The following is a 23,849-nucleotide window of genomic DNA, read 5'->3' as shown; positions in this document are numbered from 1 at the left end:
CTATTGTCCTCCTGTCGCAAGTTGCATCACTTTTTCTTGATTTGCTTCTAATCGGCTAAGTTCTCCACTGATACGTCCTTCATGCATTACAATGATACGGTCGCTCACTCCCAATATTTCCGGAAGATCAGACGATACCATGATAATTGGCACTCCTCTTTCGGCTAATTCATTCATTAACTGATAAATTTCTCTTTTAGCACCGACATCAACCCCTCGTGTCGGCTCATCTAAAATCAATATTTTCGGTGCAATGCCAATCCATTTGGCAAGAACAACTTTTTGCTGATTGCCACCAGATAAATGACCAACTGGTAATTTGGGAGTTCCAGATTTGACACGCAATCTCTCAATCAGCTGATTCACAAAATCGGTGCTTGTTTTATTATCAAAAAATCCGTATTGGCTAAAATCCCGCGTACTTGGCAAAGTCATATTATCCTTAATCGAAAAATCCAAGATGAGCCCTTCATCTTTTCGATTTTCAGTCAAAAAACCAATACCTTTTTCAATGGCTTGGACTGGATTTGCAATCGAAACTTCCTGACCATCTATTTTAATCTGACCAGATTTCAGGCTATCGATACCAAAAATGGCTCGCATAACCTCAGTACGTCCAGCGCCCATCAAGCCAGAAAAACCAAGAATCTCACCTTTTCTAACTTGAAATGATACATCTTCAAAGGTATTTCCTGTTAAATGACTTACTTCAAAGGCGACATCGCCAATCTCCGCCACCTTATCTGGGTAATAGTCTTCTAATTCTCGACCGACCATCTTTTTAACCAACTCATCTGAAGTTGTTTCACTAGTTGGTGTAGTATCAACCACCAGTCCATCACGCATAACTGTGATAAGATCTGTTATTCTGAAAATTTCTTCCATTCGATGAGAGATGTAAACAATCCCAACCCCTTGTGCTTTCAGACTATTGATGATTGAAAAAAGACTTTCTGTTTCTCTATCAGTTAGTGCTGCTGTTGGTTCATCCATAATGAGGATCGAAACTTCTGATAACAAACACTTAGCAATTTCAATCATTTGTTGCTGACCAACTGACAACTTGCCAATCTCAATGTTTAATGGGATAGATACTCCCAAATGCTGGAATGCTTGGTTAGCTTTTTCTTTCATGGCTCTTTGATCGAGCAGACCAAAACGATTTTTGAGTTCACGACCTAGGAACAAATTTTCCAAGACAGTCATATCAGACCAAGTATTCATTTCTTGATGAATAAAGCTGATACCAAAATCTTCGGCTTCTTGTGGATTGGTAAAGGTCATCTCTTGATTGTCAATAAGGATCTTTCCCTTAGTTGCTGGGAACAAACCGGTCAATATGTTCATTAGAGTCGATTTTCCAGCGCCATTTTCGCCCATAAGAGCATGAACCTGTCCAGAATGTAAATCCAAATCAATCTTTTCGAGAACTTTATTATTCCCAAATGATTTTGAAATGTCTCTCATTTCAATTTTCATGTATTCACCTCGCTATAGGGTTACTCCAGATTGCAAAATAATGTTGGAGTAGGGTGTATCTTCACCTGTTCGGACAACCGCTTTGACATCCTTGTTAAGAGTTTTTAAGTCTTCATGATTGACATATTCAATCTCAACGCTGGCGTCTAATTTATCCAATATCGTGGCTAACTGCTCAGGATTTTCAGCTTTAAGTTCTTCTGCTAGGATGACCTTCTCAACTAAAACATTTTCCAAATACTCATCAAGAAGGTCTTGGAAGCTTGGTAAACCACGTTTTAGCGCCAGATCAATTTTGGGAATACCTGCTGGCACTGGCAAACCCAAATCACCGATGCAAACCCGATCCGTGTGTCCTAAATCGGCTGCAAGTTTCGCTAACTGGCTATTTAATAGCCCATGTTTTTTCATAATAAGCACTCTCCTTCATTTCTTTCAAGTAAGGCATCCCGCCTTGTGCTCCGAATCCTTGAACAGATAAATGCGAAGCTAGCGTTCCAAAAGATACAGCTTCTTTAAAGGACAATCCTTTTGAAATCGCATAGCCAAAGGCACCATTAAAGGTATCACCCGCTCCTGTTGTATCAACAACCTTTGCCTTAATGGCAGGTATTTTTTGAATGTCATTGCCATCAAAAAAGATAGATCCTTTTGTCCCCAAGGTCACCAAAAGTTTATTAGGATAAGATTTGATTATTTCTTCTAAATCACGATGAGGAAATAGCTCTTTTACTTCGTGTTCATTGGGAGTAATGACATCTACAAATTCAAGCATCTCAATATCTGTGTCGCGTGATGGCGCCGGATTATAAAGTACCCTAATCCCTTTTTGATGACAGAATTGGGCAATGGCTAAGTTGGTTTGGTGACTGATTTCATTTTGCAAAACGACCAAGTCAGCATCAGCTATAATATCCCATTCTTTATCAAAATTTCTGGCATCTACTTTTGCGTTAGCTCCTGGACAATAGATAATCCGATTATCATTGTCATAAAGCGTTATTTGAGCAACTCCTGTTGAATATGGTATCGTTCCCACATTCTCCGAAACAACCTGATTTTGACTCAAATTTTCTAAAAGACCAGATGCAAACTGGTCATTCCCAACAGCTCCCAGCATTTCCACATGGTCATTTTTAGAACTTAATCGTCCAATGGCTACCGCTTGATTGGCACCTTTTCCACCGGGAACCATCGAAAATTGACTACCAAAAACAGTTTCTCCTGCTTCCGCAAGCCGATTTGTCTCCATGACTAAATCCATGGAAATACTGCCTATAATGACTATTTTACTCATGTGACCTCCTTAAAGTTTCCCTTTCAATATATCTGACAGGTAGTTGCACCCTTTTTTCTTCAATAGGTAAATGATTCGTAATCTTGTATATCAATGCTGCGGCCTCTTCTCCAAGTCTATATGAGGATTGATGAATGGTTGATAAAGAGGGATAAATAAACCGACTCACCAAGATGTCATCGTACCCAATAATTTGAATATCCTCAGGTATTTTTTTCCCACGAGCTAGAATCTCATGAATGTAAGCTATGGCATGCACGTCAGAAGGGGCAATAATGCTATCACAATCGGGATTTTTATCTAGCATCACCATGGCTTCTTTTTGAATCACATCAAAGTCAAAAGAGTGACTGTCGGAGATTGATACGTCTACTTGTTGATTTTTTAAATAACTAAGACCCGCTTCAAATCTCTGATTAATACTTTGTGCATTATCAGAAGGACCACGAACTAGTAACACCTTATCAGTACCTGCTCGAACAATTTGCTCGGCAGCTAGGCGTCCACCAGCCTGGTTATCCGAAAAAACGCCATACTCCGTCTCCTGATCAACACGATCGACAACAACTATAGGAATATCTAGATTGGGATGTGTTTTTGTAAAATCATGGGTTGTGATAATACCAGCTGCCTTAGTTTGTAGAAGAACATTCAAGTAATCCTCTTCTACAGCACCTTCTTCACCAATACTTCCTAACATGACCCTGTAGCCCTTTTCTTTTAAAAATTCCTCTGCTCCTCGAGCAAGGCGAGGAAAAAATGGGTTAGAAATATCAGGGAGTAGGAGCCCTACTAATTGGTTGCGCTGCGACTTTAGAGACTGTGCCAAAACGTTTGGAACATAGTTCAATTTTTTGATGGCTTGTTTTACCTTTTCTTGAGCTTCTTGCCCAACATAGCCTTTTTGCGAAGTATAGCGGGAAACCGTTGATTTTGAAACGCCTGCTTCTTCTGCAACTTCTTTTATTGTTACCAAAAAAACCATCCTTTCCTGATATGGAACCGTTCTCACAATTAAATTGTAACCGTTTTCTAAAATTTTGTCAATCACTTTTTAAACAAAAAGCAATTCCGATTCAATCGAAATTACTTTTCAATTTATTAAGACGTTTTCTCTAAATAGTCAATGGCATCTTGCACATTTTTAACTGGAATAATTTTCATTTTTGTCTTGATACGTTTGGCTGCTTCTTTAGCTTTTTGATAGTTGTTTTTTGCCTGAGGGTGTTCCTTCAAGTAAGCTTTAGGAACAGGATTATTTGGCACAAAGAAAATCTCCGCATTATCCTTAGCCGCCGAAACCACTTTCTTATCAGCTCCCCCAATGTCACCGACGGAACCATCTTTTTCAATTGTACCAGTACCTGCAATCATACGACCTTTTCTCAAATCCTCTTTATTGATTTGATCCAAAATATCTAAGGTAAACATAAGACCTGCACTTGGTCCACCAACATTTCCTGTTGAAAATTGAACTGGCGTTTTTGTTTTCACTTCGGTATGATCCACAAGCCCAATTCCAATACCATTTTTTCCATTTTTAAGTTTAATGATTTTTCCTGAGGCTTCTTTTTTCTTATCATCAGATAGGTATTGCACCGTTACCTTGTCACCAATAGTTTGCTTGGCAACATAATCGATGAGTTCCTTAGAACTTTCAAAGGTTTTGCCATTGACACCTGTAACAGTATCCGCAAGACTTAAAATCCCCTTGAATGTTGAATCTTTAGCAACGTCAAGAACATAGACGCCTAAGTATTTTAAATCCACAGATTTCTCAGCTAATTTAAAAGCTTGGTAAATGGCTTCATTTTGAGAAGTTTCCATGTAGAATTGGTTGAGACGGATATACTCATCCTCGGTATAGTTTCCCAAACTCTCCTTAGCAGTTGACACATCGGTAAAGGGTGTCGCCCAAGCATAGAGAAGAGCTGCAGGGGTTGCTTGTACTTGGGAAATAGCTACAAAATTATAAGATCCTTTTGCCTTGTCTTCTTTTTTATCAACCTTTAGAACCTCTCGAATGTCATAGGCTCCGCCAGGCATTTCGATATAATAAGGAAGCGGAAGAAAAAAAGTAACTGCTAAGAGAACCGCTGTACCAATTCCCAATAGCCACCATTTTAAGGGTGATTTCTTTTTAAAGTTTTCCTCTTTCATCTTAAATTCTTGTTTGTTCACGTTTTTTCTCCACTTCTTTAACAACTGATTCGGGTACAAAATCTGAAATATCAGCCTTGAAAAAAATCAACTCTCTGATACGACTGGAACTGACTTCCTGCCACTGATTAGCTGACATGAGATAAATAGTATCAATGCTATCATTCAAATGCTTATTGAAAAATTCCAAATTAGCTTCATAAGTCAAATCATTACCATTACGCAGTCCCCGCACGAGATGGGTCACTTCAAGCTTGGCTGCAATATCAACAGCTAGACTATTATTTGCCGTAATAACCTTGACATTATCAAGATTAGCCACTGCTTCTTCAAGCATATTGCGCCTCTGGTCGATACTAAACTGACCTGCTTTTTCCTTATTGTAAAAAATACCAACATAAAGTTGGTCAAATAGCTGACTAGCACGCGCAATCAAATCCACATGCCCTAACGTTACCGGATCAAAAGATCCAGTAAATAAGCCAATTTTCTTATCTGACATAAACCGTCACCTTACTAATTCCGTAAATTTTTTGCTTCCAAATGCCAAAGGCGGAAATTTCTTCAGGCAAATCTACCATCTTGTCGGTCTCACATACAATCATGACATCCTCAACCAGCAAGCCCCTATCTTCCAACTCTGTCACTACCGATACAATTTGTTCCTTAGCATAGGGAGGATCCAAAAGGACAAGATTAAACTGTCCCGAAAGCTGACTGATGGCTCTTTTATCGTCCATCTTCAAGAGTTGAAATTGCCTCTGGGCTTTAGTCATCTTGATATTTTCCTGAATAATGGTCTGGGCTGAGCGATCTTTTTCAACCAAAACAGCATCATCCATGCCACGTGAAATGGCTTCGATAGCCAGGCTGCCGCTACCAGCATACAAGTCTAACACCCGACCACCATCAAAAAAAGGACCAATCATATTAAACATAGCCCCTTTGACCTTATCCGTTGTGGGGCGTGTCGTTCTACCGGGCAACGTCTTCAAAGGACGTCCGCCAAATTCACCTGCTACTACTCTCATATTGTTTCCTATTATAGCAAAATTCTTTGAGATAATTCTCCTAAAAAATGCTATAATAAGTCTTAAATTTTTGATAACAAGGAAAAACATGACAACATTTGCACTAATAATCAATCAAAAATCTGGAAAACGTGAAAAAGACCAGTTGATTGAAACCATCAAAAACTTTTTAATCGAAAAAAATATCCCTGAAAAAAATATCCTATACTTTTACCCAGCATCTGCCGATGAAACCAGGGAGATGGCTAAGGAGGCCTGCCTAGATAAGATTGATGTTATCATTCCTCTAGGAGGAGACGGTACCATCAAACTGGTTTGTGCGGGTATTTATGAAGGTGGCGGTTACTCTCGCTTGGGGTTAATCCCAACCGGAACCGTCAATAATTTAGCCAAATCTCTAAACATCCCCTTAAATCCAAAAAAGGCTTTGGAAAATCTCTTTTCTGGACGAGAATTAGCCATTGACATAGCTAGAGTTAACGATCAATACATGATTTCTAGCCTGACCCTAGGCCTGATGGCTGACATGGCTCTTAGTGTCACACCAGAGCATAAACGTCGTTACGGTGCGCTAGCCTTTATCAAAGCTGGTTGGAAAATTTTTCTGCGACGACGTTCTTATCGTGTACAAGCCATATCGGATCAGAAAAAACAATATTTCAAAACAAAATTACTCTTAATTACCATGAGCAATACCGTTGCAGGACTTCCTGGCTTTAATCAAAAAGACACGGTAGACGATGGCCTTTTCACCGTTTACACGCTAAGAAAAACCCACTTCATCCGATTCTTTTTTTACTTCTTTTTCCGCATTGGCAAGTTTAATCACTTTAGACACTGGGATTCTTTTCAAGCTTCTGAACTGCGTTTAATCAATGTTCGAAAAAAAGATAAAAACAATCCCAACGTCCGTATTGATGGCGATGTTGCTGGCAAATTACCTGTCCTTATCCAGATGCTTCCAAAAGCTATTACTGTTATCGTTCCCAAAAAATAACTCCTTTTAAACGGCACCTATTTAAACTGCCATCTACTTTTAAACAAGTCTCCTAAAAGTTAAAGCGTTACTCTAACAACTAGGGGGCTTTTTAAATGCCATTAACCTACAGAACTAAAGTCGACATCTAGGATCTGCACCGGATATGACAAACTAATTAACCTCTTGATACACTTAAATAAGCCATGACAGATTGTATTTTTTACAATAACAAATCTATCAAAAAAAGAACTAGCCCTATACGATATAGAACGAAATCCTTACAATGTTTATTATAACCAAATGAATTAGCTTTCGAACAAGGAACAGAAAGACGCCAAACAGTACATGATACCCTTCGAAAATCAAAAGCAGACCTTGTTGACTTGATTTGATAACCTTCAGTTCTATCTGCATCGGTATCGCCTAGTCTAAGTTTGCTTTCCATTGAGTAGGAATACGGCAAGTTGAAAGTGACCATGTATCACAGTTAATTCAAAAGGCTATCATTCAACTTTCTAAGTTGGTGCAGTTAAGATTTAAGATTTTTTTAATAGAGGAAATGCTTTGTTTAGGTAATCAACCAAATCTTTACTTAAGCGTCTAGGTCCCCTGACTGCTCTGACACCTTTTTCTGCCATCAATTCAAGAGGCAGTTGATCATCCAAAAAAGTCTGTTTTAACGATAACTTCATCAACTGTTTGATTTTGGGATTGTCCCTGTGTCCTTTATTATCAATATCGGTCTCTAAAACCTTGCAAGCATAGCGAATAGCCTTAATTGGGCTAGTCATGTAAATCAATACCCAGTCGCCAGCCTTAATGCTGGCTTTTTGTGTCCAAAGAATTTCAGGATTTTCTGCAAATTCAGCATCGATATTATAGTATTTGGGGTTAGCTGGAATCACCCAGTAATCCGCTCCATTCGGATTTGACAAGGTTCTAGGAGCCACAAGAGTACGACTATTCTCAACCAAAGCAAACAAATCCTCATCTGATAGTCTATCATCTAGAACAATAGTGATCCATGTCTTCTTAGACATATGATAGGATGGATAAATACCTGAAATCTTCAGCAAATCGGACAAACGTTCTGGTTCAACCTTGATATTGATGATTTCAACTTCTTCATGCAGGGCTTTTTGAGACCACTTTTCTGTACCCAGCTGTAATTTTTCTCTTTTTATTGTTCCTACCAACCCGTACCATTTTGAGTTGCTAGGATGTCTAAAGACTGTAAAACCTGGAAATTTCGCAAAAGGATTATCTGTTTTATCTTCAAAAGTATTTATCAAATAATTGGCTAGGCGATTAGTTTGGGGATTTTGAAAGCGTTTAGTCTCAAAACACTCCTTGGCAATCCGCGTCAAAATCTGACCGTAGGCATCACGAACCTGACCAATAAAATTTCCTTGGGCTGTACTCGCACGAAAGGCATCATACTCTTCTTCCAAATCTAAATCTAAAACTTGACCGAAAACATCTCCATCAGTTTTTATCCTGATAACCGCCTGAAATTGTTCGTCCAAAAAATTTTCTCGATAGACATAGGCTCCGCCATCTTTGACAAAACCAAACTTCTCTAGTTGGTCAAGGCGAACACTTTTTTTCTTAAAAAATTCAGATTCAAATGACATAGATTTCCTTTCATTTCATTATTTCATCAATCACAATCTAAGGGCGACCAACCCTCAATTCATACCTAGCCGTCTCAAGTTTTTTGCCCAAATGATTGACCGTTTCTAAGGCTATTAAGCGACCGCCTAATTTTTCAATTAATTGACGAGAAGCATGATTTTCCTCATGCGCTGCAATAAGGATATGCTCAATTCCTAGACAACGATACTGTTTTAAAGCAAAGACTACTAGGGCTTGAGCAATCCCTCTATGCCTAAAAGAGGGAGCTACCATATAACCAAGATGCCCTAGTTTCAAACAATCTGGATGATTCATTTCCCAAAAGCAAATGACAAATCCTACAATCGCACCCTCTATAAAAGCAAAATAACGGGTATAAGTTGAATACGTTTGCCCAGACTGCTTGACCTCAGAAGCATCACTTTTGGCTACAAAATCCTCAAAATCTTCAACCGGCCACCATTCCACAAATGGATTGCTTCGTTTATCTTCTAATAATTCATCTTCAAACTCTAGAAAAGCCCTTTGATCCCTTAGAGTTATTTTTCGAATTTCCATACTATCTCCAGTAAGCAAAGAAGCCACTCGAGTGAGCGGCTTTGCTTTAGTGACTGTCGTACCAATCTTTGTTTATTTTTGGCTTGCCATCCGCATCCACCAAGGCAATCATGTGAACACCATTTTTATAATACTCTACGCCGGTTTCTTTGTCGACAATGACAAAAGCACCAGAAGTTGCTGGAATATAGTCAAAACGATGTTTCATATCTTTCGTCATCTGCATACCCCCTTATCAAGTTCTAGTATAACACTATTTGAAAACACTTTCAAAGGTTTAGGATTTTGCCAAAGGAATCAAACGTACGCGAAGAATATTTTCACTGGCTTCAAAAAGTTCAACCAACTGCTCGATTTTAGTGGCATCTGTTTCATCCAAATCAAGAAGGGTATAGGCATAATCCCCCTTTGAGCGATTGAGGATGTTGTCAATATTGATGTTAAAATCTGAAACTGCTGTTGAAATTTTCGCCACAATATTAGGCACATTCTTATTAATCAAGGTAATGCGGTAAGGGGCATCCTGCACCTGATGCATGTTGGGAAAATTAACGGAATTGGTGATTTCACCTGTTTCTAAGAAGCGACGAACCGTCTGACTCGCCATAATCGCACAGTTAAGCTCCGCTTCTTGCGTTGAGCCGCCCATATGTGGAAAAACTGTAACACCTTCTTTATTGAGGAGTTCTTCTGTTCCAAAGTCAGTTAAGTATTGTCTCACAACTCCAGTTTCTAGAGCGTCAAAGAGAGCGACATTATCCACAAGCTCAGCACGGGCAAAGTTGATAATGACGGTATCTTTTTTCATTTGCGCGAATGCTTTGCTGTCAAATGTATGCCTAGTATCAGCGGTTAAGGGAACATGAACCGTGATGTAGTCAGACTGACTAAATATCTCTTTTAAATCATTAACTCGTTTCACATGACTAGAAATATTCCAAGCCGTTTCAATTGATACATAGGGATCATAGCCTAGCACATTCATCCCTAAACGACGAGCATCATTAGCAATTCTAGCGCCAATGGCACCAAGTCCAATAACCCCAAGGGTTTTACCAGAAATTTCCGTTCCAGCAAATTGAGACTTACCAGCTTCTATTTGCTTAGGCACATCGTGACCAGACAAGTGATTAACCCATGCATTGGCTGACAGGTAATCTCGCGCTGATAGCAGAATGGCTGTTAAGACAGCCTCTTTCACTGCATTGGCATTAGCTCCCGGTGTATTAAAGACAACGATACCTGCTTCTGTCGCCTTATCGATTGGGATATTATTAGTTCCCGCACCTGCACGCGCAATAGCTTTAAGATTATCTGGAAAATTATCGTCGTGCAAATTCTGACTTCGTAGAATATAGGCATCCGGATTCTCCGCTAAATCACCATCAATTTGAAAAGCATTGCCCAATTCTTTCAAACCGATTTTGTTAATATTATTGAATGTCTTTACGCTAAAGACCATACTAGTCTCCTTTAATCTTACTTAATTTAAACTGACTTTGTCCACTTTATTCTTTCGAATAAGTGGTTTTCAAAGCTCTAAAAATCGTAACGAAGTCCTTCGTCAACTTCTTGATAGTCTGCTGTTTCAGACTGGCTCTTAATTTTTTGATAAGCCAATCGTTCCCCCTCAAACATAACTTTTCCACAATAAACGTAACCAAGCTTTTCCAAAATGTGTTGCATGATGAGATTTTGAGGATGAGTATCACAGCGGAAATCCGGTCCTTTATGACCTTCAATCAACCCTTGCAAGAAAGTCTGTGCTACTTTTTGCCCGCTGGCTTTCCTAGATACAGCAATTCTGTGGAAAACCGTGTATTTGGGGTTAGCATGTTTCCATTTGCCATCTGTGATTTTTTCATAGGCAGGATCTTGACCTACAATAACTGCCGCATAAGCTACAATTTCTCCATCAATCAATCCAACCCAAGCTTGACCTTGTAAAATATCATCAATAATGTCACTAGCTTCAGGGTATTTACCTTGCCATTGATCACTTCCAGATGCTTTCAAAAAAGCTCGTGCCTCTTCGATAATGGCCATAATTGTATCGACTTCATTGGGATGTGCTAAACGCAACTCCATTACTGATGTTCCTCCTCAAATTGTTTCATAAAAGTAATCAAAGCTTCTACCCCTTCTAGAGGAAAGGCATTGTAAAGACTAGCTCGCATACCACCAACACTGCGGTGACCTTTGATATTTTTAAATCCTGCCGCATCTGCTGCTTCATTAAAAGCCTTATCTAGTTCCTCACTTGGCGTCACAAAAGGAATATTAGCTAGTGAACGGTCCTTAGCAAATTTAACTGGGCTTTGATAAAAATCCGAAGCATCGATAAAATCATAAAGAAGACCTGACTTTTGACGATTAAGTTCTTCCATTTTAGCAACTCCCCCCAAAGATTTAACATGTTCAAAAACTAATTTTGCCATGTAAATACCAAAAGTCGGTGGGGTATTGTAAAGGGAATGATTATCTGATTGAATGCGGTAGTCCAACATACTTGAAAGAGCAGGCTCATCATTTAAAAAATCATCACGAACAATAACAATGGTCACACCAGCTGGGCCTATATTCTTTTGAGCACCGGCGTAAATCATAGCAAAATCTGATACCTTATAATCAACAGCTAAAATATTAGATGACATATCCGCAACAATCGGCACTCCATTTGTATCAGGCAATTCATAAATACTAGTTCCCTCGATAGTATTGTTACTTGTGATATGAACATAAGATGCTTCTGGATCAATAAGACTAGCATCAACATTTGGAATATGGTCAAAACCTGTTTCCTCAGAAGATGCTAAACAAATTGGTTCAAAAGCAATTGTCTTAGACAGTTTAACAGCTTCAGTATAGGCTTTTTTACCCCAAGACCCTGCAACCACATAATAAGCCTTTTTACCTCTAGCCACATTTAGCGGCAACATGGAGAACTGGGTTGAAGCACCACCTTGTAAAAAAAGCACCTTATAATTATCTGGAATCTGCATCAAATCCCTTAACAGTTGCTCGGCACCCTTGATAATCTTATCAAATTCTTTGGAGCGATGGGACAATTCCATAACACTCATACCCGAGTTTGCATAATCCAAAAATTCAGCTTGTGCTTGCTTAAGCACTTCTTTTGGCAAAACTGCAGGACCTGCAGAGAAGTTATAAATTGTCATAATAGGTAAACCTCCAAATAAAAATTAATTCATTATATCACAAAATTGCACAATATTATCAGAATTTTTGTATAATAACTTAATTTTTCCTAGTAATACTCTCCCAAGGAAAACACGACCAATCATGATATAATAAAATCATCTCACCTTGAAAGGATTAAAATGATTACCAAAGAATTTTGCGCTGAAAATTTAGCCGATTTACATAAACTAAACAGTCCAGACATCACTCGAGTTGAACTGTGCGATAATTTAGCTGTTGGTGGAACAACGCCTTCATACGGTGTCATCAAAGAGGCCAATCAATACCTCCATGAAAAAAATATTTCCACAGCTATTATGATTCGCCCTCGTGGTGGAAACTTTATCTATAACGATCTCGAACTTCGTGTCATGGAAGAAGATATTCTTCGTGCAGCTGAGCTAGAGTCTGATGCCCTCGTTTTAGGATTATTGACTCAGGACAATCAACTAGATAAGGAAGGCATTGAACAACTCTTGCCTTCCACACAAGGCCTTCCTCTTGTTTTCCACATGGCTTTTGACCAAATCCCTCAAAAAGACCAATTTCAAGCTATGGAGGACTTGATTGGCTATGGTTTTACTCGCATCCTTACTCATGGCAATCCTGACGGCAAGTCGGACATCTTTAACAACCTTACGCACTTAAAAGCCTTGGTTGAACACGCCTCTGGTCGCATTGACATCCAAATCGGCGGAGGAGTGACTAAGGACAATTTCGAAGAACTAGTTGAACTAACAGGAGCTAAGCAAGTTCATGGGACACAGTTGATATAGTAAATAAAATAAAGAAGAGAGACCGTGCAATTGTAATAGTTACATGGTCCCTCTTTTTATTTTCTATTCAATTCTAAGACAGGTTCTCTTTTACCCTAGCATGTGGGGAACGGTACGATAGTTATCTTCTTGAAAGGCTCTTCCAAAGGCAAGAATTAGCGTAGTAATGCCTGGGAAAAATAGACTTAGGACAACAAGCCCCTTCGAACCACCAAAAGCCCTAACATAACAAAATTGAGTGTATAGATAGTACAAGCCTATCGCCCAGCCGATAAAGTAATACCATTTATCAGACTCTCCAAATGTGATTTTATATTTAACAAAACCACCATAGAAAGGAATCAGAGAATACTAACCTTTCTGACCTGCTTTTGGAAACAATCTCCAATTTCCAATCAAAGAAAGCAAAGCAGAAATCATTAAGATAAGAAAAATAAAACCATAAATGACTCATAGTATGGAATAAACCAAAACTTCTCCTTCTGCCATAACATGTCCTAAAACTCTTTTGAAAATTTATTGTTCATTTAGTAAGAAGAACCATTCCATTTTGTTCTAACAGATAAAATGCATTAACACAACAGGTCTAGACTATTCTTTTGCAAACGCTTGCTCTAGACTATGTCTTAACTGATCTCGTGAAAAGCATTGTAAATCTCTTGTCGATTAAGACCACGTTCTTTGGCAACAGCTTTAATCGCTTGATTGGGTTTAACGCCTGCTTCTATGCGACGTTTCACATCTTCAACGGGGGAGAGTGTCTCATAATTGTCAACCATAGCAGAACCATCGTTCCCAGACACAATAATCAAGCATTCCCCTTTCAAAGGATGTTCAGCCAAGTAAGCCAACAATTCAGTGATGGCACCTCGTTGATATTCTTCATAAAGCTTGGTTAATTCTCGCACCAAGACCACCTGTCGGTCGCCGTAAACGTCTAGCATATTTTTCAAAGTTGACACAACACGATAAGGTGACTCATAGAAAATCTGCGTTTCTGGATAGGCTAATTTCTCAACAAAGAAGGCGTGTTGCTGTCCAGATTTACGCGGTAAAAACCCATAAAAAATATGAGGTTGGGGAGCTAGTCCACTAGCAATCAGAGCGGTGATACCGGCTGAAGCTCCTGGTAAGGCCACCACTGAAATGTCTTCTGAAATTGCTGCCTTTACCAAATCATGCCCCGGATCAGAGATGGAAGGCATACCTGCATCTGACACCTGAGCTAAGGACTTTCCTTCCTTTAATAGAGAAATCAAATCTGGGATTTTTTCAAAAGCGTTATGCTCATGAAAGCTTATCTGACGCGTTTCAATGTCAAAATGCTTAAGCAATAATCCTGTATTACGAGTGTCTTCAGCACAGATCACATCGACAGACTTCAAAGTTTCAACAGCACGATACGTCATGTCGGATAAATTACCAATCGGTGTTGGAACTAAAAATAGTGTACCATAGAAAGATTGCCCCTTAAAACTCTTTTGAACTTGCATGATTACTCCCTATAAAGTAACTCTAAACAAAAGGCACACTGTTCATCATTTTCACGTCTTTGACCGTAAAAATCTGTACAAATATGAAAGCCATCTTCGTAAATAGTATCTAAGTGTTGTTTTGCTTGATGTTGAGTTTTTTCAGAATGTTGCTCACTGACCTGTGTTAAACGTTCTCGCAACTTGCTATTTTCCAAGCGTAATTGCGTATTTTCTTCCACCAAATCCTGTACTTGCTTTTTAATGGCTTCAATCTCGGCTAAGGTAACCATGAGATTTTGTGAAAACCCATCAAATGCATCAAATAAATCTTTTTTAGCCACCACGGCTACCTCCTCATGAACCTTCATTCATTATGCCTGTAAAATCATATATTCTAAAGCATTTTGAAAACTGACATTGGATTGCCACATCCTTCTAGCAAGAACAAGCCTATCCAAATACTCAAGTCCTTTTTGATTCTTCAAATCTTGTCCCAAAAGAGAAACCAGCAATTGGAATGCTAAAGCTTGAGCATCTTTATCTGTCAATTGACTTGCTAGACGGCTTATTTCTAGGTAGGCTTTTCCTTTATCTGTCACTAATAAATTTACAAATCGCTCCAGTAAATTTAAGTATTGTAAAACTTTGGTATCCTCTGCTAAACGTCGAGCCTCACCAACAGATGAAGCGACATCTGAAAGAAGCGCTGCTTGATTGCGAAGCAAGCCCATTTGTTCCAAATCAGTCATAATAACCTGCTTATTTTTCCGAAAATGAAACTGTTGACAGCGACTTTTAATCGTTGCTAAGAGCTGATTATCATCCTCAACCAATAGAATCAGATAAACCTGACTCTGAGGCTCTTCCATAACCTTCAAAAGGCTATTAGCAGCATTGACATGCATTTTATCTGCTCCGCGAATGATCACAACCTGCTCCTTACCTTCATAACTGGAACTAGAAAAACGGCTTAATAAAGAACGCACATCATCTGTTTTAATCAAGCCATTAGTTGGTTCCAAGATTGCCAAATCTGCAAAATCATCGTCTAAAACCAAGCGACAAGAACGGCACTGTCCACATGGCTCATGGCCATTAAAGTCTTCACAGAATTGATACTGTGTCATCCAGATAGCCATTTCCAACGATGCAAAGCCACCAGTGAACAGATAAGCATGACTGCGCTTATTCCTCTCTAAAATCCGTCGCATCTCATTTAATAATTGGGGTTGCTGCTGCTCCAATAACGTGGTTAAAGGATTTTTAGACATGCTTTAATTCCTTATATTTCTTTATAATGGCAGCCAAGACGTCGTCCACAACCATATTCACAGGTTGACTTGCGTCAATTAAAGCAATACGCTCAGCGTTTTCCTCCAGAAGTGTCAAATAGCCTTGACGAACTTTTTGGTGCATCTCCAATTTTTCCAAATCCAAGCGATTAACTTCGCGATTGACACTTTTGGAAATGCGCTCCAATCCAAGTTCTGAAGTAACATCCAAATACACTGTCAAATCTGGCTGGCGATGGTCTGTTGCATAAGCATTCAACCAAGTAATATCATCCACCTCTAACCCACGCCCATAACCTTGATAGGCTACGGAACTATCAATAAATCGGTCAACCAATACAATAGCCTCATTTTCAAGATTTGGGAGAATTTTTTCAACCAGGTGTTGGCGGCGTGCCGCAATGTAAAGCAAGAGCTCTGTTTTAGCATCCATCGCCGTATGGTTAACATCTAAAATAATATCACGAATTTTTTCAGCGATATCAACACCACCAGGTTCTCGAGTGGCGATAATATCCTGATGAAATAATTCTTGTAATCTGGGAATAACTTGCTCTAAAACAGTCGTCTTCCCAGCACCATCAGGTCCTTCAAAGGAAATCAAAAATCCATTAGTCATAGTACTTCTATTTTAGCAGAATTTATCAAAAAAAACGACAAGAATTCTTGCCGTCTCAAAACGCAGTCACCCTCTCTAAACAATATAGAGAAATTGAAAATGTAAGATTCCAGTGTCAATAAGACAAACTCTTAAAAATGTTGTTCTATACTCAATGACCACCAAAACAGATTAGTCAACGCCGATGCAGATAGATCTAAAGTCCGTCAAATTAAGTCAACAAGGGCTGAAGTTGATTTGCAAAGAGTATTAGTAACCTTTCTGAGAGTTTTTCTTTTTCCAAGAAAACGAAAAAGCTTGAAAAAAGAGCCTCTTGAACAATTTTCTTCGACTGAAAAGAACAAGGATTCTTGCCGTCTTTTTCCCTTCTAAAAACCAGCCTTAGCCTCTGTTTTGGTGATACTCATAACAGTGATACCTTGATTTTCCAATGCTTTTTGTAAAGTTTGGGTATCTGTTTGTCCTTGAATCTGAATTTCAACCAAGATTTTTCCTGATTTATGATTAGCAACAACGGTACGATGAATGTTAAGATTTGCCTCACTAATCACACGAACCACTTTTTCCAAACTACCAATAGTATCATTTAAGAGAATGTTGAGACGAAGCCCTTCTTCCCCATAACCAGATACTTCAAGGAAGGCTTTGAAAATATCACGATCCGTGATAATACCATAAAGCTGATCATTATCCACAACAGGTAGAACGCCAATCTTGTGTTTCATCATGATATAGATAGCATCTTCAAGACTAGCATCTTGTGAAACGGTTATGACATCGCGGATCATAATGTCACGAATTTTTGTTTTATTTAACAAGTAGTTCATCTCATAAATTGAGAGACTTGTTGCTTTTGATGGTGTTGCATCAGCCATGGTTCCTTCTGTTACCAATCCAACCAGGCGGTCATTTTCAATAACAGGCAAACGACGCAAATCTTGCGCTTTCATCTTATCAGAAGCATGCGCAACTGTTGTATCTGGTGATACGTAGATGACCTTTGAGGTCATAAAATCTTTAACGGCCATAAGAGCCCTCCTTAAACGTGATCAAGGTTTTAATATAGTCAACAAGACAATAAATCAAAGAATAATTAGCAAAATTGTAATGAAGCATTTCCTGCTAACATTACCATTACCACCGAATAGCTAGGAAAGACTAAAACGTTGACTTGCCACGATCTAAAATATCCAATCATTTAGCTTGAGGATAAAAAATCGTCGTTTTTTATCTACTATTTTGAAAAGTAGATCTAGCTGTATTATCCATTGCTAACGCAATGTTCATTTCCCGATTAACATTGTCCACTGGAAAAGCACGAAGGATTATTGCACAATCCTTATCCACAACCTAAAAAGGTACACTGGACCTTATAATGTTGGTTGCTAAAGCAACCTTTATTTCCAACCTAAAATAGCCTATTCATAGGCTATTTTAGCCACCCAGATAGGCTTTTCTAACGTCATCTGATTCAAGAAGTTCTTGTCCTGTTCCTGATAAGACGATTTTTCCTGTTTCTAACACATAGCCACGATCTGCTATTGAGAGAGCTTTGGTGGCATTTTGTTCAATCAAAAGAACTGTTGTTCCCTGTTTTTGAATGTCTTTTACAATATCAAAAATTTCTTGAATAAAAATTGGCGCTAAACCCATTGATGGCTCATCAAGAAGCAAGAGTTTGGGTTGACTCATAAGGGCACGCCCCATTGCAAGCATCTGCTGCTCACCACCTGATAATGTGGCTGCATCCTGATTTTTACGTTCTTCAAGACGTGGGAAACGCTCAAAAATACGCTTCAGGTTTTTCTGATTCTGATCCTTATCTTTTTTCAAGAAAGCACCCATCTCAAGATTTTCCATGACCGTTAATCCAGAGAAAACATGGCGTCCCTCAGGAACTTGTGATAAACCATCAGATACAATTTTACGAGCAGGTACTCTTTGAATCTCATTTCCAAGGAAAGTTATTTTACCTTCCTTAGGACGAACCAAGCCAGAAATAGTCCGAAGAATAGATGTCTTACCGGCACCGTTGGCACCAATTAAAGAAACAACTTCTCCTTCATTAACTTCAAAAGAAACATTTTTTACCGCCTCAATAGCTCCGTAGCTGACCGAGAGGTTTTCTACCTTTAACATAGCCATTAGACGTCACCTCCAAGGTAGGCTTCAATAACCCGTTTGTCATTTTTTATCTCATCTGGTGTACCATGTGCGATTAAGCGACCATACTCAAGCACATAGATGCGTTCTGTCACTTCCATAACCAAACTCATATCATGTTCAATCAAAATGATGGTAATTCCAAATTGCTCCTTGACCTGACGAATGAGCGCTGTCAACTCAGCTGTTTCTTGTGGGTTCATCCCTGCAGCAGGTTCATCTAGAAAAAGAATTTTCGGTTGAGTAGCTAGGGCACGCACAATTTCAAGACGGCGTTGCTGTCCATAAGGCAAGTTCTTTGCTAAATTATCTGCATTGCCATCAAGCCCAAAAATCGCCAACAACTCTATAGCTTTTTGGCGCAATTTGTCTTCGCTAGCATAGAATTTTGGTAATCGTAACACAGAAGACAAGAAATGCGACTTATTTGTATTACTCATACCAAGCAATACATTATCCAAAACCGTCATATCTTTAAAAAGACGAATGTTTTGAAAGGTACGAGATAAGCCAAGCGACGCAATGGTGTATGTTTTTTTCCCATTTAACAAGGTGCCATCAAGGGTTACCGTCCCTTCAGAAGGTTCATAAACCCCAGTTAAAAGGTTAAAGAGAGTTGTCTTTCCGGCACCATTAGGACCGATAAGACCGACTAATTCACCCTCATTAAGTTCCATGGTAACATCGCCAACGGCTGTCAAACCACCGAAATGTTTGGTTAAATTTTTAACTTCAAGTAAGGCCATTAGTTATTGCCCCCTTTATTTTTTTGAAAGAATTTAGAGAAAATCAATTCTTTAGTTCCCAAAAGCCCTCCTGGACGGAACACCATCACTAAAATTAAGGCCAAAGAATAGATAATCATACGCAAATCAGCAAAGTTTTGCAGATACATGTTAAGAATTCCTAAAACAATCGCTGCAACAATAGTTCCAGTCATTGAACCAAGCCCACCTAAAACAGCAATAATCAAGTAGTCGATAGAACGCATGATCGTAAAGTCTTTAGGTGCGATGGTTCCAATATAACCAACGTACAGAGAACCTGCGATAGCTGCTGTCATCGCAGCGATGGCAAAGGTAATCACCTTTACTTTTGTTGTATTAACTCCCATTGACTCCGCAGCAATTTCGTCTTCACGCACAGAAATAACTTGACGACCTGTAGCACTTCGTAGATAGTTCATCAAAAGCACTGCAATAATCACAACGAAGACGAAAACAACTTGCCATGTTGTATAAGGAAGAATCCCTGTCAAACCAGCTGCGCCGTTGGTCAAGTCACCACCATTAACAATAGCGATACGGATGATTTCCGCCACACCAAGTGTTGCGATAGCAAGGTAGTCACCTTTAAGACGAAGCGTCGGAAAACCAACAACCACTGCAATGACACCTGCGACAATCGCACCCACAAGCATTGACAGGTAAAAACCTGCATACGTTGGATTAGCTTGTGTCATAATAGCTGTCGCATAAGCACCAATAGCCATAAATCCAGCTTGTCCAAGTGAGAATTGTCCAGAAAAACCTAAAACCAAGTTGGTTCCCATAGCCATAATCATGGAAATCCCAATTCCCATTAAAATCTGGACATGATAAAGACCCAAAACACCTGCACTAACTAGGATATTGAGGACAAGAAAAGCGACTACTATGAGCCCTAGCCAAGCTAGAATTGATTTGATATTTTTTGTCATTTGCTTATACCTTCTCCTTAATATTTTTACCAAGAATACCTGCTGGACGAACCAAGAGAATAATAATCAAAATAGCGTAAACAACGGCATCTTTGTAGCTTGATAAACCGATTGCTGTCGACAGTGTTTCCAACATCCCGATAATAAATCCACCAACGGCTGCACCAGGAATGATTCCAATCCCACCGAGAACAGCAGCAACAAAGGCCTTGATACCGGGTGCCATCCCCATGAGAGGATTCATCGTATTATAGTAAAGACCAATCAAAACTCCAGCCGCCCCAGCCATGGCAGAGCCAAGGGCAAAGGTAAAACTAATCGTTGAGTTAACATTAATTCCCATTAACTGTGCTGCATCACTATCAACAGAGACGGCACGCATGGCTTTCCCCATCTTCGTTTTCTTAACAATGAAGTTAAGCGCAAGCATTAAGATAATCGATACCGCTAAGATAATCAATTGAATATTGGTCACACTAATGGGACCTAAATCATATTTAATCGTTTTTATAGCTTGTGGAAAGGCACGCGCTTCTGCACCAACTAAATAAACCATCCCATATTCCAAAAGAAATGAGACACCAATCGCCGTAATCAAAGCTGAAATACGCGTTGAATTCCTAAGTGGTCGATAAGCCAAGAACTCAATGATGACACCAATCGCTGCCGTGATAATCATGGTTAAAATAAGGGCAACAAAGAAGTTCATATGGAAGGTTGAAATCAGATAATAACCGACAAAAGCTCCCATCATGTAGACATCACCGTGTGCAAAGTTAATCAACTTGATGATACCATAAACCATGGTATAACCTAACGCCAACAGTGCGTAAACACTTCCCAAAATGAGACCATTGACAAGTTGTTGTAACATAAGAGTTTACCAAACTTTCTATCAAAATAAGAACATCTGAGAAGGATTACTCCCCAGATGTTATCTTGTGTTTTAATTCTATAGTCAAATGAATTGACTTTCAGAACAAGGAACGCAGGGCGCGGACAGTACTTGATACTCAATGAAAATCAAAAGCAGACTAGGCGACACAGATAGCAGATAGAACTGAAGGTCATCAAATCAAGTCAACGACGTCTGCTTTTGATTTTCGAAGAGTATTAGTAGGGCAAGTCGAAAGCGACCATGTCTCAAAGTTAATTCAAAAGACTATAAAACAACTCAGGTAGCCATGTTCATTAAACATATCACTACCATGGATTCTAGATATTATTTGTCAGCTTCAACAACAGTAGCTGAACTTTCCTTACCATCTGTAAGACCAACAACTGATACGGATTTCACCGGATTGTGCTTCTTATCAATGGTCATTGTACCAGTAGCGCCTTCAAAATCTTTTGTTTTAGCAAGGTTTTTAGCAATTTCAGCAGAGTTTTTAGCACCTTCTGCTGCATCTGCTACCATATAAACAGAATCATAACCAAGAGCCGCAAACATTGATGGTTCTTCGCCATATTTTTCTTTGTAGGCTTTCGCAAATTCTGCTGCTTTGTCAGATGTCTTAGCTGAGTAGCCTGAAACGTAGTAGACATTTGAAGCATTCTTAGTTCCCGCCAATTCAACAAGTTTATCATCTGCAAATCCATCAGGACCAACGATAGGAGCATCAATTCCCATTTCACGAGCTTGCTTGATGATTGTACCAACTTCTTGGTAGTAACCAGGCATTACGATAGCATCGAAGTCAGCATCTTTGAATTTTGTCAGAGCTGATTGAAAATCAGTGTCTTTGGCTTGGAAGGTTGATTCACTGACAATGTCACCTTTATATTTCTTCTTAAACTCTTTTGCAATGCCTTTTGAATAATCGCTCGAATTATCATAATAAAGCACTACTTTTTTAGCTTTTAAATCATTGCTAACAAATTTCGAAAGAACCTCACCTTGATAACTATCAACAAAGGTCGTACGGAACATGTACTGGCGTGTCTTTCCATCTTTTGTGACGGTTAAATCATCTTGTGTCGCTGCTGGTGCTACCAACGGCACTGCTGCTTTTTCAGCATTTGGACTAGCTGAGGCAACGGCTGATGATACCATTGGACCAACGATAGCATTAACTTCATTTTCAGTTGTCAAGTTAGTTGTAACCGTAGCTGACTCTGAGTTATCAGATTTATTATCTTTAACAAAAACTTTGATTTTCTTACCATCAACACCGCCATCTTTGTTAATTTCATCAATCGCTAACTGGGCTCCATTTTTACCAGCATTACCATAAGCAGAAACATCACCAGTTGACTCAAAGTTCAAACCAACTTTCAGCGTCTCACCAACTTTAGTTCCTTCTGCATTTGAACTTGAACTACCAGGGGCAGATCCGCAACCTACAAGAACGGCTGTGCTCATCAAAGCAACAACTGCAAACGTTAATTTTTTCTTCATAAAATTGTCTCCTTCAAGTATGTTACATAATAATACTGAATTATCAGAAAATTGTCAATACTTTTTTTCTGAATTTTTCAAATTTTTTAAAAGGCAATAAACTCAATATTCTACTAGACTTTTTTCTTGATTTGAAAATATATAGTCCTTTGAATTAACTTTGAGACATGGTCACTTTCAACTTGCCCTACTCATACTCAATGAAAGTATGGCTATTTGGCAATACTTTTCTGAGGTGTTTTTATTTGAAAAAACACAAAAGATAGTGCAAAAAATTCGCCTCTATAATTTCTGTAGTAGGTAAATTCACATCGGAGATTATGGAGTCTTTTTGAATGTAGAAAAAAGTCCCATATGACCTATAATGAAAAGCTCTATCCAACTCATTAGAAAGACTCATATGGAACGACTAGATGATATCAAAGATTCGCTCAACATTAAAGACGCTAACATCACTTTTGAGAAGAAATACTTCTTCGAACCCATTTCTGATACCATCAATCGTGTCCATCCCATCTTCAAGACCGTCTTTTTAACCTTTCTAAAAGACAAAGAGAAGATTATCAATGCCCTGAAACTACCTTATTCCAACGCCAAACTAGAGGCGACCAACAATCTTATTAAAGTCATTGAGCGAAATGCTTTTGGATTTAGGAACTTTGAAAACTTCAAAAAACGGATTTATCTTGCTTTGAACACAACAAAAGAGAGAACCAATCTGAGAGATTACAGAAAAACATTAATTATCTCCCTAAGATTATTTAATCGTTAACCATAATGATGATTTAAAAACTTAAAAAGAGAAAATCAAATTGGGAGCCCACTGAAAAAGTCAAAGTTCTACAGTTTGACTGAAATGAAAAAAGAGGAATCTATCTCATAATTGGGGAGATTCCTCTTTGCTTTTCCTTATTTTTGATTTATTAGAGCCACAATCCTTTTCATATTAACCACAAATATGGTTGTGGCGGCTTGCAACTCCATGTTGAAAAGACCTGATGCCCTAGCCACATCAAGACCATGTCTGTGTTTAAGCTCCGCATTTTTAGCTTCTATCTTGTAGCGATGTTTAGACTTTTCTTTAAAA

General features: G+C 38.8%; 25 protein-coding genes and 3 pseudogenes. 3 read left to right on the top strand and 25 right to left on the bottom strand.

Translation table 11 applies throughout. From position 1 onward, the window contains the following. The 7 genes from A3IA_RS0108245 to rsmD form a co-directional block, all read right to left on the bottom strand. Complete coding sequence (locus A3IA_RS0108245; protein WP_018380855.1) at nucleotides 1–1,479, bottom strand: sugar ABC transporter ATP-binding protein; 1,479 nt, start codon at nucleotides 1,477–1,479, stop codon at nucleotides 1–3. Nucleotides 1,480–1,491: 12 nt separating this feature from the next. After that, nucleotides 1,492–1,890: a D-ribose pyranase gene (gene rbsD / locus A3IA_RS0108240; RefSeq protein ID WP_018380854.1), complete on the bottom strand. Its 399-nt coding sequence runs from the start codon at nucleotides 1,888–1,890 to the stop codon at nucleotides 1,492–1,494. Continuing rightward, nucleotides 1,865–2,776 carry a ribokinase gene (rbsK, locus tag A3IA_RS0108235; RefSeq protein ID WP_018380853.1) on the bottom strand — a complete coding sequence of 304 codons (912 nt, stop codon included), beginning with the start codon at nucleotides 2,774–2,776 and terminating at the stop codon, nucleotides 1,865–1,867. Before rbsK ends, rbsD begins: the two co-directional genes overlap by 26 nt. Beyond that, nucleotides 2,769–3,752 (bottom strand): LacI family DNA-binding transcriptional regulator, encoded by a 984-nt coding sequence (locus tag A3IA_RS0108230; RefSeq protein WP_026217635.1) that lies wholly within the window; start codon nucleotides 3,750–3,752, stop codon nucleotides 2,769–2,771. The genes rbsK and A3IA_RS0108230 overlap by 8 nt, the downstream gene beginning before the upstream one ends. A gap of 125 nt (nucleotides 3,753–3,877) precedes the next feature. Next, nucleotides 3,878–4,936, bottom strand: coding sequence for a SepM family pheromone-processing serine protease (locus A3IA_RS0108225; RefSeq protein ID WP_051072811.1), 1,059 nt, complete (start codon nucleotides 4,934–4,936; stop codon nucleotides 3,878–3,880). 1 nt (nucleotide 4,937) lies between these two features. Then, nucleotides 4,938–5,438 carry a pantetheine-phosphate adenylyltransferase gene (coaD, locus tag A3IA_RS0108220; RefSeq protein ID WP_018380850.1) on the bottom strand — a complete coding sequence of 167 codons (501 nt, stop codon included), beginning with the start codon at nucleotides 5,436–5,438 and terminating at the stop codon, nucleotides 4,938–4,940. Further along, complete coding sequence (gene rsmD, locus A3IA_RS0108215; protein WP_018380849.1) at nucleotides 5,428–5,967, bottom strand: 16S rRNA (guanine(966)-N(2))-methyltransferase RsmD; 540 nt, start codon at nucleotides 5,965–5,967, stop codon at nucleotides 5,428–5,430. Before rsmD ends, coaD begins: the two co-directional genes overlap by 11 nt. 88 nt (nucleotides 5,968–6,055) lie before the next feature. On the opposite strand from rsmD, the gene A3IA_RS0108210 reads away from it, so the two are divergent. Next, nucleotides 6,056–6,964, top strand: coding sequence for a diacylglycerol/lipid kinase family protein (locus tag A3IA_RS0108210; RefSeq protein WP_018380848.1), 909 nt, complete (start codon nucleotides 6,056–6,058; stop codon nucleotides 6,962–6,964). Between the two features lie 518 nt (nucleotides 6,965–7,482). On the opposite strand, the gene A3IA_RS0108200 is transcribed toward A3IA_RS0108210, so the two are convergent. The 6 genes from A3IA_RS0108200 to serC form a co-directional block, all read right to left on the bottom strand. Continuing rightward, nucleotides 7,483–8,580, bottom strand: a complete 1,098-nt coding sequence (locus A3IA_RS0108200) for an MmcQ/YjbR family DNA-binding protein (RefSeq protein WP_018380847.1) — start codon at nucleotides 8,578–8,580, stop codon at nucleotides 7,483–7,485. A gap of 37 nt (nucleotides 8,581–8,617) precedes the next feature. Beyond that, entirely contained in the window at nucleotides 8,618–9,139 is a 522-nt protein-coding gene (locus tag A3IA_RS0108195; protein WP_018380846.1) for a GNAT family N-acetyltransferase, read from the bottom strand. Nucleotides 9,140–9,185: 46 nt separating this feature from the next. After that, entirely contained in the window at nucleotides 9,186–9,359 is a 174-nt protein-coding gene (locus tag A3IA_RS13265) for a DUF6440 family protein (RefSeq protein ID WP_018380845.1), read from the bottom strand. Nucleotides 9,360–9,416: 57 nt separating this feature from the next. Next, nucleotides 9,417–10,601 carry a phosphoglycerate dehydrogenase gene (locus A3IA_RS0108185; RefSeq protein WP_018380844.1) on the bottom strand — a complete coding sequence of 395 codons (1,185 nt, stop codon included), beginning with the start codon at nucleotides 10,599–10,601 and terminating at the stop codon, nucleotides 9,417–9,419. Between the two features lie 77 nt (nucleotides 10,602–10,678). Then, on the bottom strand, nucleotides 10,679–11,227 hold the full coding sequence (locus A3IA_RS0108180) for a GNAT family N-acetyltransferase (RefSeq protein WP_018380843.1): 549 nt from the start codon (nucleotides 11,225–11,227) through the stop codon (nucleotides 10,679–10,681). Beyond that, on the bottom strand, nucleotides 11,227–12,318 hold the full coding sequence (gene serC / locus A3IA_RS0108175; protein ID WP_018380842.1) for a 3-phosphoserine/phosphohydroxythreonine transaminase: 1,092 nt from the start codon (nucleotides 12,316–12,318) through the stop codon (nucleotides 11,227–11,229). Before serC ends, A3IA_RS0108180 begins: the two co-directional genes overlap by 1 nt. Nucleotides 12,319–12,480: 162 nt before the next feature. On the opposite strand from serC, the gene A3IA_RS0108170 reads away from it, so the two are divergent. Beyond that, nucleotides 12,481–13,116, top strand: a complete 636-nt coding sequence (locus tag A3IA_RS0108170; protein ID WP_018380841.1) for a copper homeostasis protein CutC — start codon at nucleotides 12,481–12,483, stop codon at nucleotides 13,114–13,116. 90 nt (nucleotides 13,117–13,206) lie between these two features. Here A3IA_RS0108170 and A3IA_RS13480 read toward each other — a convergent pair. The 11 genes and pseudogenes from A3IA_RS13480 to A3IA_RS0108120 form a co-directional block, all read right to left on the bottom strand. Next, a pseudogene (locus A3IA_RS13480) lies at nucleotides 13,207–13,563 on the bottom strand (DUF5684 domain-containing protein). A gap of 179 nt (nucleotides 13,564–13,742) precedes the next feature. Then, on the bottom strand, nucleotides 13,743–14,609 hold the full coding sequence (rsmI, locus tag A3IA_RS0108165) for a 16S rRNA (cytidine(1402)-2'-O)-methyltransferase (protein WP_018380840.1): 867 nt from the start codon (nucleotides 14,607–14,609) through the stop codon (nucleotides 13,743–13,745). 2 nt (nucleotides 14,610–14,611) lie between these two features. After that, nucleotides 14,612–14,932, bottom strand: coding sequence for a DNA replication initiation control protein YabA (yabA, locus tag A3IA_RS0108160; RefSeq protein WP_026217633.1), 321 nt, complete (start codon nucleotides 14,930–14,932; stop codon nucleotides 14,612–14,614). A gap of 30 nt (nucleotides 14,933–14,962) precedes the next feature. Continuing rightward, on the bottom strand, nucleotides 14,963–15,862 hold the full coding sequence (locus A3IA_RS0108155; RefSeq protein ID WP_018380838.1) for a DNA polymerase III subunit delta': 900 nt from the start codon (nucleotides 15,860–15,862) through the stop codon (nucleotides 14,963–14,965). Then, on the bottom strand, nucleotides 15,855–16,502 hold the full coding sequence (tmk, locus tag A3IA_RS0108150) for a dTMP kinase (protein WP_018380837.1): 648 nt from the start codon (nucleotides 16,500–16,502) through the stop codon (nucleotides 15,855–15,857). The genes A3IA_RS0108155 and tmk overlap by 8 nt, the downstream gene beginning before the upstream one ends. Before the next feature lie 368 nt (nucleotides 16,503–16,870). Further along, the gene (locus A3IA_RS0108145; RefSeq protein WP_018380836.1) at nucleotides 16,871–17,530 is read right to left on the bottom strand and encodes a CBS domain-containing protein; all 660 of its coding nucleotides are present in this window, start codon (nucleotides 17,528–17,530) and stop codon (nucleotides 16,871–16,873) included. A 406-nt stretch (nucleotides 17,531–17,936) separates the two neighbouring features. Beyond that, nucleotides 17,937–18,647 (bottom strand): ABC transporter ATP-binding protein, encoded by a 711-nt coding sequence (locus A3IA_RS0108140; protein WP_018380835.1) that lies wholly within the window; start codon nucleotides 18,645–18,647, stop codon nucleotides 17,937–17,939. Then, nucleotides 18,647–19,411, bottom strand: coding sequence for an ABC transporter ATP-binding protein (locus tag A3IA_RS0108135; protein ID WP_018380834.1), 765 nt, complete (start codon nucleotides 19,409–19,411; stop codon nucleotides 18,647–18,649). Before A3IA_RS0108135 ends, A3IA_RS0108140 begins: the two co-directional genes overlap by 1 nt. Further along, nucleotides 19,411–20,364, bottom strand: coding sequence for a branched-chain amino acid ABC transporter permease (locus tag A3IA_RS0108130; RefSeq protein ID WP_018380833.1), 954 nt, complete (start codon nucleotides 20,362–20,364; stop codon nucleotides 19,411–19,413). Before A3IA_RS0108130 ends, A3IA_RS0108135 begins: the two co-directional genes overlap by 1 nt. A gap of 4 nt (nucleotides 20,365–20,368) precedes the next feature. Beyond that, nucleotides 20,369–21,238: a branched-chain amino acid ABC transporter permease gene (locus A3IA_RS0108125; RefSeq protein WP_018380832.1), complete on the bottom strand. Its 870-nt coding sequence runs from the start codon at nucleotides 21,236–21,238 to the stop codon at nucleotides 20,369–20,371. A 348-nt stretch (nucleotides 21,239–21,586) separates the two neighbouring features. Next, nucleotides 21,587–22,762: an ABC transporter substrate-binding protein gene (locus A3IA_RS0108120; RefSeq protein ID WP_018380831.1), complete on the bottom strand. Its 1,176-nt coding sequence runs from the start codon at nucleotides 22,760–22,762 to the stop codon at nucleotides 21,587–21,589. A 499-nt stretch (nucleotides 22,763–23,261) separates the two neighbouring features. Here A3IA_RS0108120 and A3IA_RS12010 point away from each other — a divergent pair. Beyond that, nucleotides 23,262–23,534: pseudogene (locus tag A3IA_RS12010) on the top strand (transposase); the annotation flags it as partial. 137 nt (nucleotides 23,535–23,671) lie between these two features. Here A3IA_RS12010 and A3IA_RS12720 read toward each other — a convergent pair. Next, nucleotides 23,672–23,849: pseudogene (locus tag A3IA_RS12720) on the bottom strand (IS5/IS1182 family transposase); the annotation flags it as partial.

The sequence above is a fragment of the Streptococcus thoraltensis DSM 12221 genome, assembly GCF_000380145.1.
GTDB lineage: Bacteria > Bacillota > Bacilli > Lactobacillales > Streptococcaceae > Streptococcus > Streptococcus thoraltensis.
Note: the sequence above shows the minus strand (reverse complement) of the source record. Positions and strands in the feature narration are given on the sequence as shown.

Bases quoted from the DNA above. Each gene is read 5' to 3' on its own strand.
- rsmD (WP_018380849.1), bottom strand. From the start codon at position 5,967: ATGAGAGTAGTAGCAGGTGAATTTGGCGGACGTCCTTTGAAGACGTTG.
- tmk (WP_018380837.1), bottom strand. From the start codon at position 16,502: ATGACTAATGGATTTTTGATTTCCTTTGAAGGACCTGATGGTGCTGGG.
- rsmI (WP_018380840.1), bottom strand. From the start codon at position 14,609: ATGCAAGTTCAAAAGAGTTTTAAGGGGCAATCTTTCTATGGTACACTA.
- A3IA_RS0108200 (WP_018380847.1), bottom strand. From the start codon at position 8,580: ATGTCATTTGAATCTGAATTTTTTAAGAAAAAAAGTGTTCGCCTTGAC.
- A3IA_RS0108135 (WP_018380834.1), bottom strand. From the start codon at position 19,411: ATGGCCTTACTTGAAGTTAAAAATTTAACCAAACATTTCGGTGGTTTG.
- A3IA_RS0108145 (WP_018380836.1), bottom strand. From the start codon at position 17,530: ATGGCCGTTAAAGATTTTATGACCTCAAAGGTCATCTACGTATCACCA.
- A3IA_RS0108210 (WP_018380848.1), top strand. From the start codon at position 6,056: ATGACAACATTTGCACTAATAATCAATCAAAAATCTGGAAAACGTGAA.
- A3IA_RS13265 (WP_018380845.1), bottom strand. From the start codon at position 9,359: ATGACGAAAGATATGAAACATCGTTTTGACTATATTCCAGCAACTTCT.
- A3IA_RS0108225 (WP_051072811.1), bottom strand. From the start codon at position 4,936: ATGAAAGAGGAAAACTTTAAAAAGAAATCACCCTTAAAATGGTGGCTA.
- A3IA_RS0108140 (WP_018380835.1), bottom strand. From the start codon at position 18,647: ATGGCTATGTTAAAGGTAGAAAACCTCTCGGTCAGCTACGGAGCTATT.
- rbsD (WP_018380854.1), bottom strand. From the start codon at position 1,890: ATGAAAAAACATGGGCTATTAAATAGCCAGTTAGCGAAACTTGCAGCC.
- A3IA_RS0108245 (WP_018380855.1), bottom strand. From the start codon at position 1,479: ATGAAAATTGAAATGAGAGACATTTCAAAATCATTTGGGAATAATAAA.
- A3IA_RS0108120 (WP_018380831.1), bottom strand. From the start codon at position 22,762: ATGAAGAAAAAATTAACGTTTGCAGTTGTTGCTTTGATGAGCACAGCC.
- serC (WP_018380842.1), bottom strand. From the start codon at position 12,318: ATGACAATTTATAACTTCTCTGCAGGTCCTGCAGTTTTGCCAAAAGAA.
- A3IA_RS0108170 (WP_018380841.1), top strand. From the start codon at position 12,481: ATGATTACCAAAGAATTTTGCGCTGAAAATTTAGCCGATTTACATAAA.
- A3IA_RS0108130 (WP_018380833.1), bottom strand. From the start codon at position 20,364: ATGACAAAAAATATCAAATCAATTCTAGCTTGGCTAGGGCTCATAGTA.
- A3IA_RS0108195 (WP_018380846.1), bottom strand. From the start codon at position 9,139: ATGGAAATTCGAAAAATAACTCTAAGGGATCAAAGGGCTTTTCTAGAG.
- A3IA_RS0108180 (WP_018380843.1), bottom strand. From the start codon at position 11,227: ATGGAGTTGCGTTTAGCACATCCCAATGAAGTCGATACAATTATGGCC.
- rbsK (WP_018380853.1), bottom strand. From the start codon at position 2,776: ATGAGTAAAATAGTCATTATAGGCAGTATTTCCATGGATTTAGTCATG.
- A3IA_RS0108125 (WP_018380832.1), bottom strand. From the start codon at position 21,238: ATGTTACAACAACTTGTCAATGGTCTCATTTTGGGAAGTGTTTACGCA.
- coaD (WP_018380850.1), bottom strand. From the start codon at position 5,438: ATGTCAGATAAGAAAATTGGCTTATTTACTGGATCTTTTGATCCGGTA.
- A3IA_RS0108155 (WP_018380838.1), bottom strand. From the start codon at position 15,862: ATGTCTAAAAATCCTTTAACCACGTTATTGGAGCAGCAGCAACCCCAA.
- A3IA_RS0108185 (WP_018380844.1), bottom strand. From the start codon at position 10,601: ATGGTCTTTAGCGTAAAGACATTCAATAATATTAACAAAATCGGTTTG.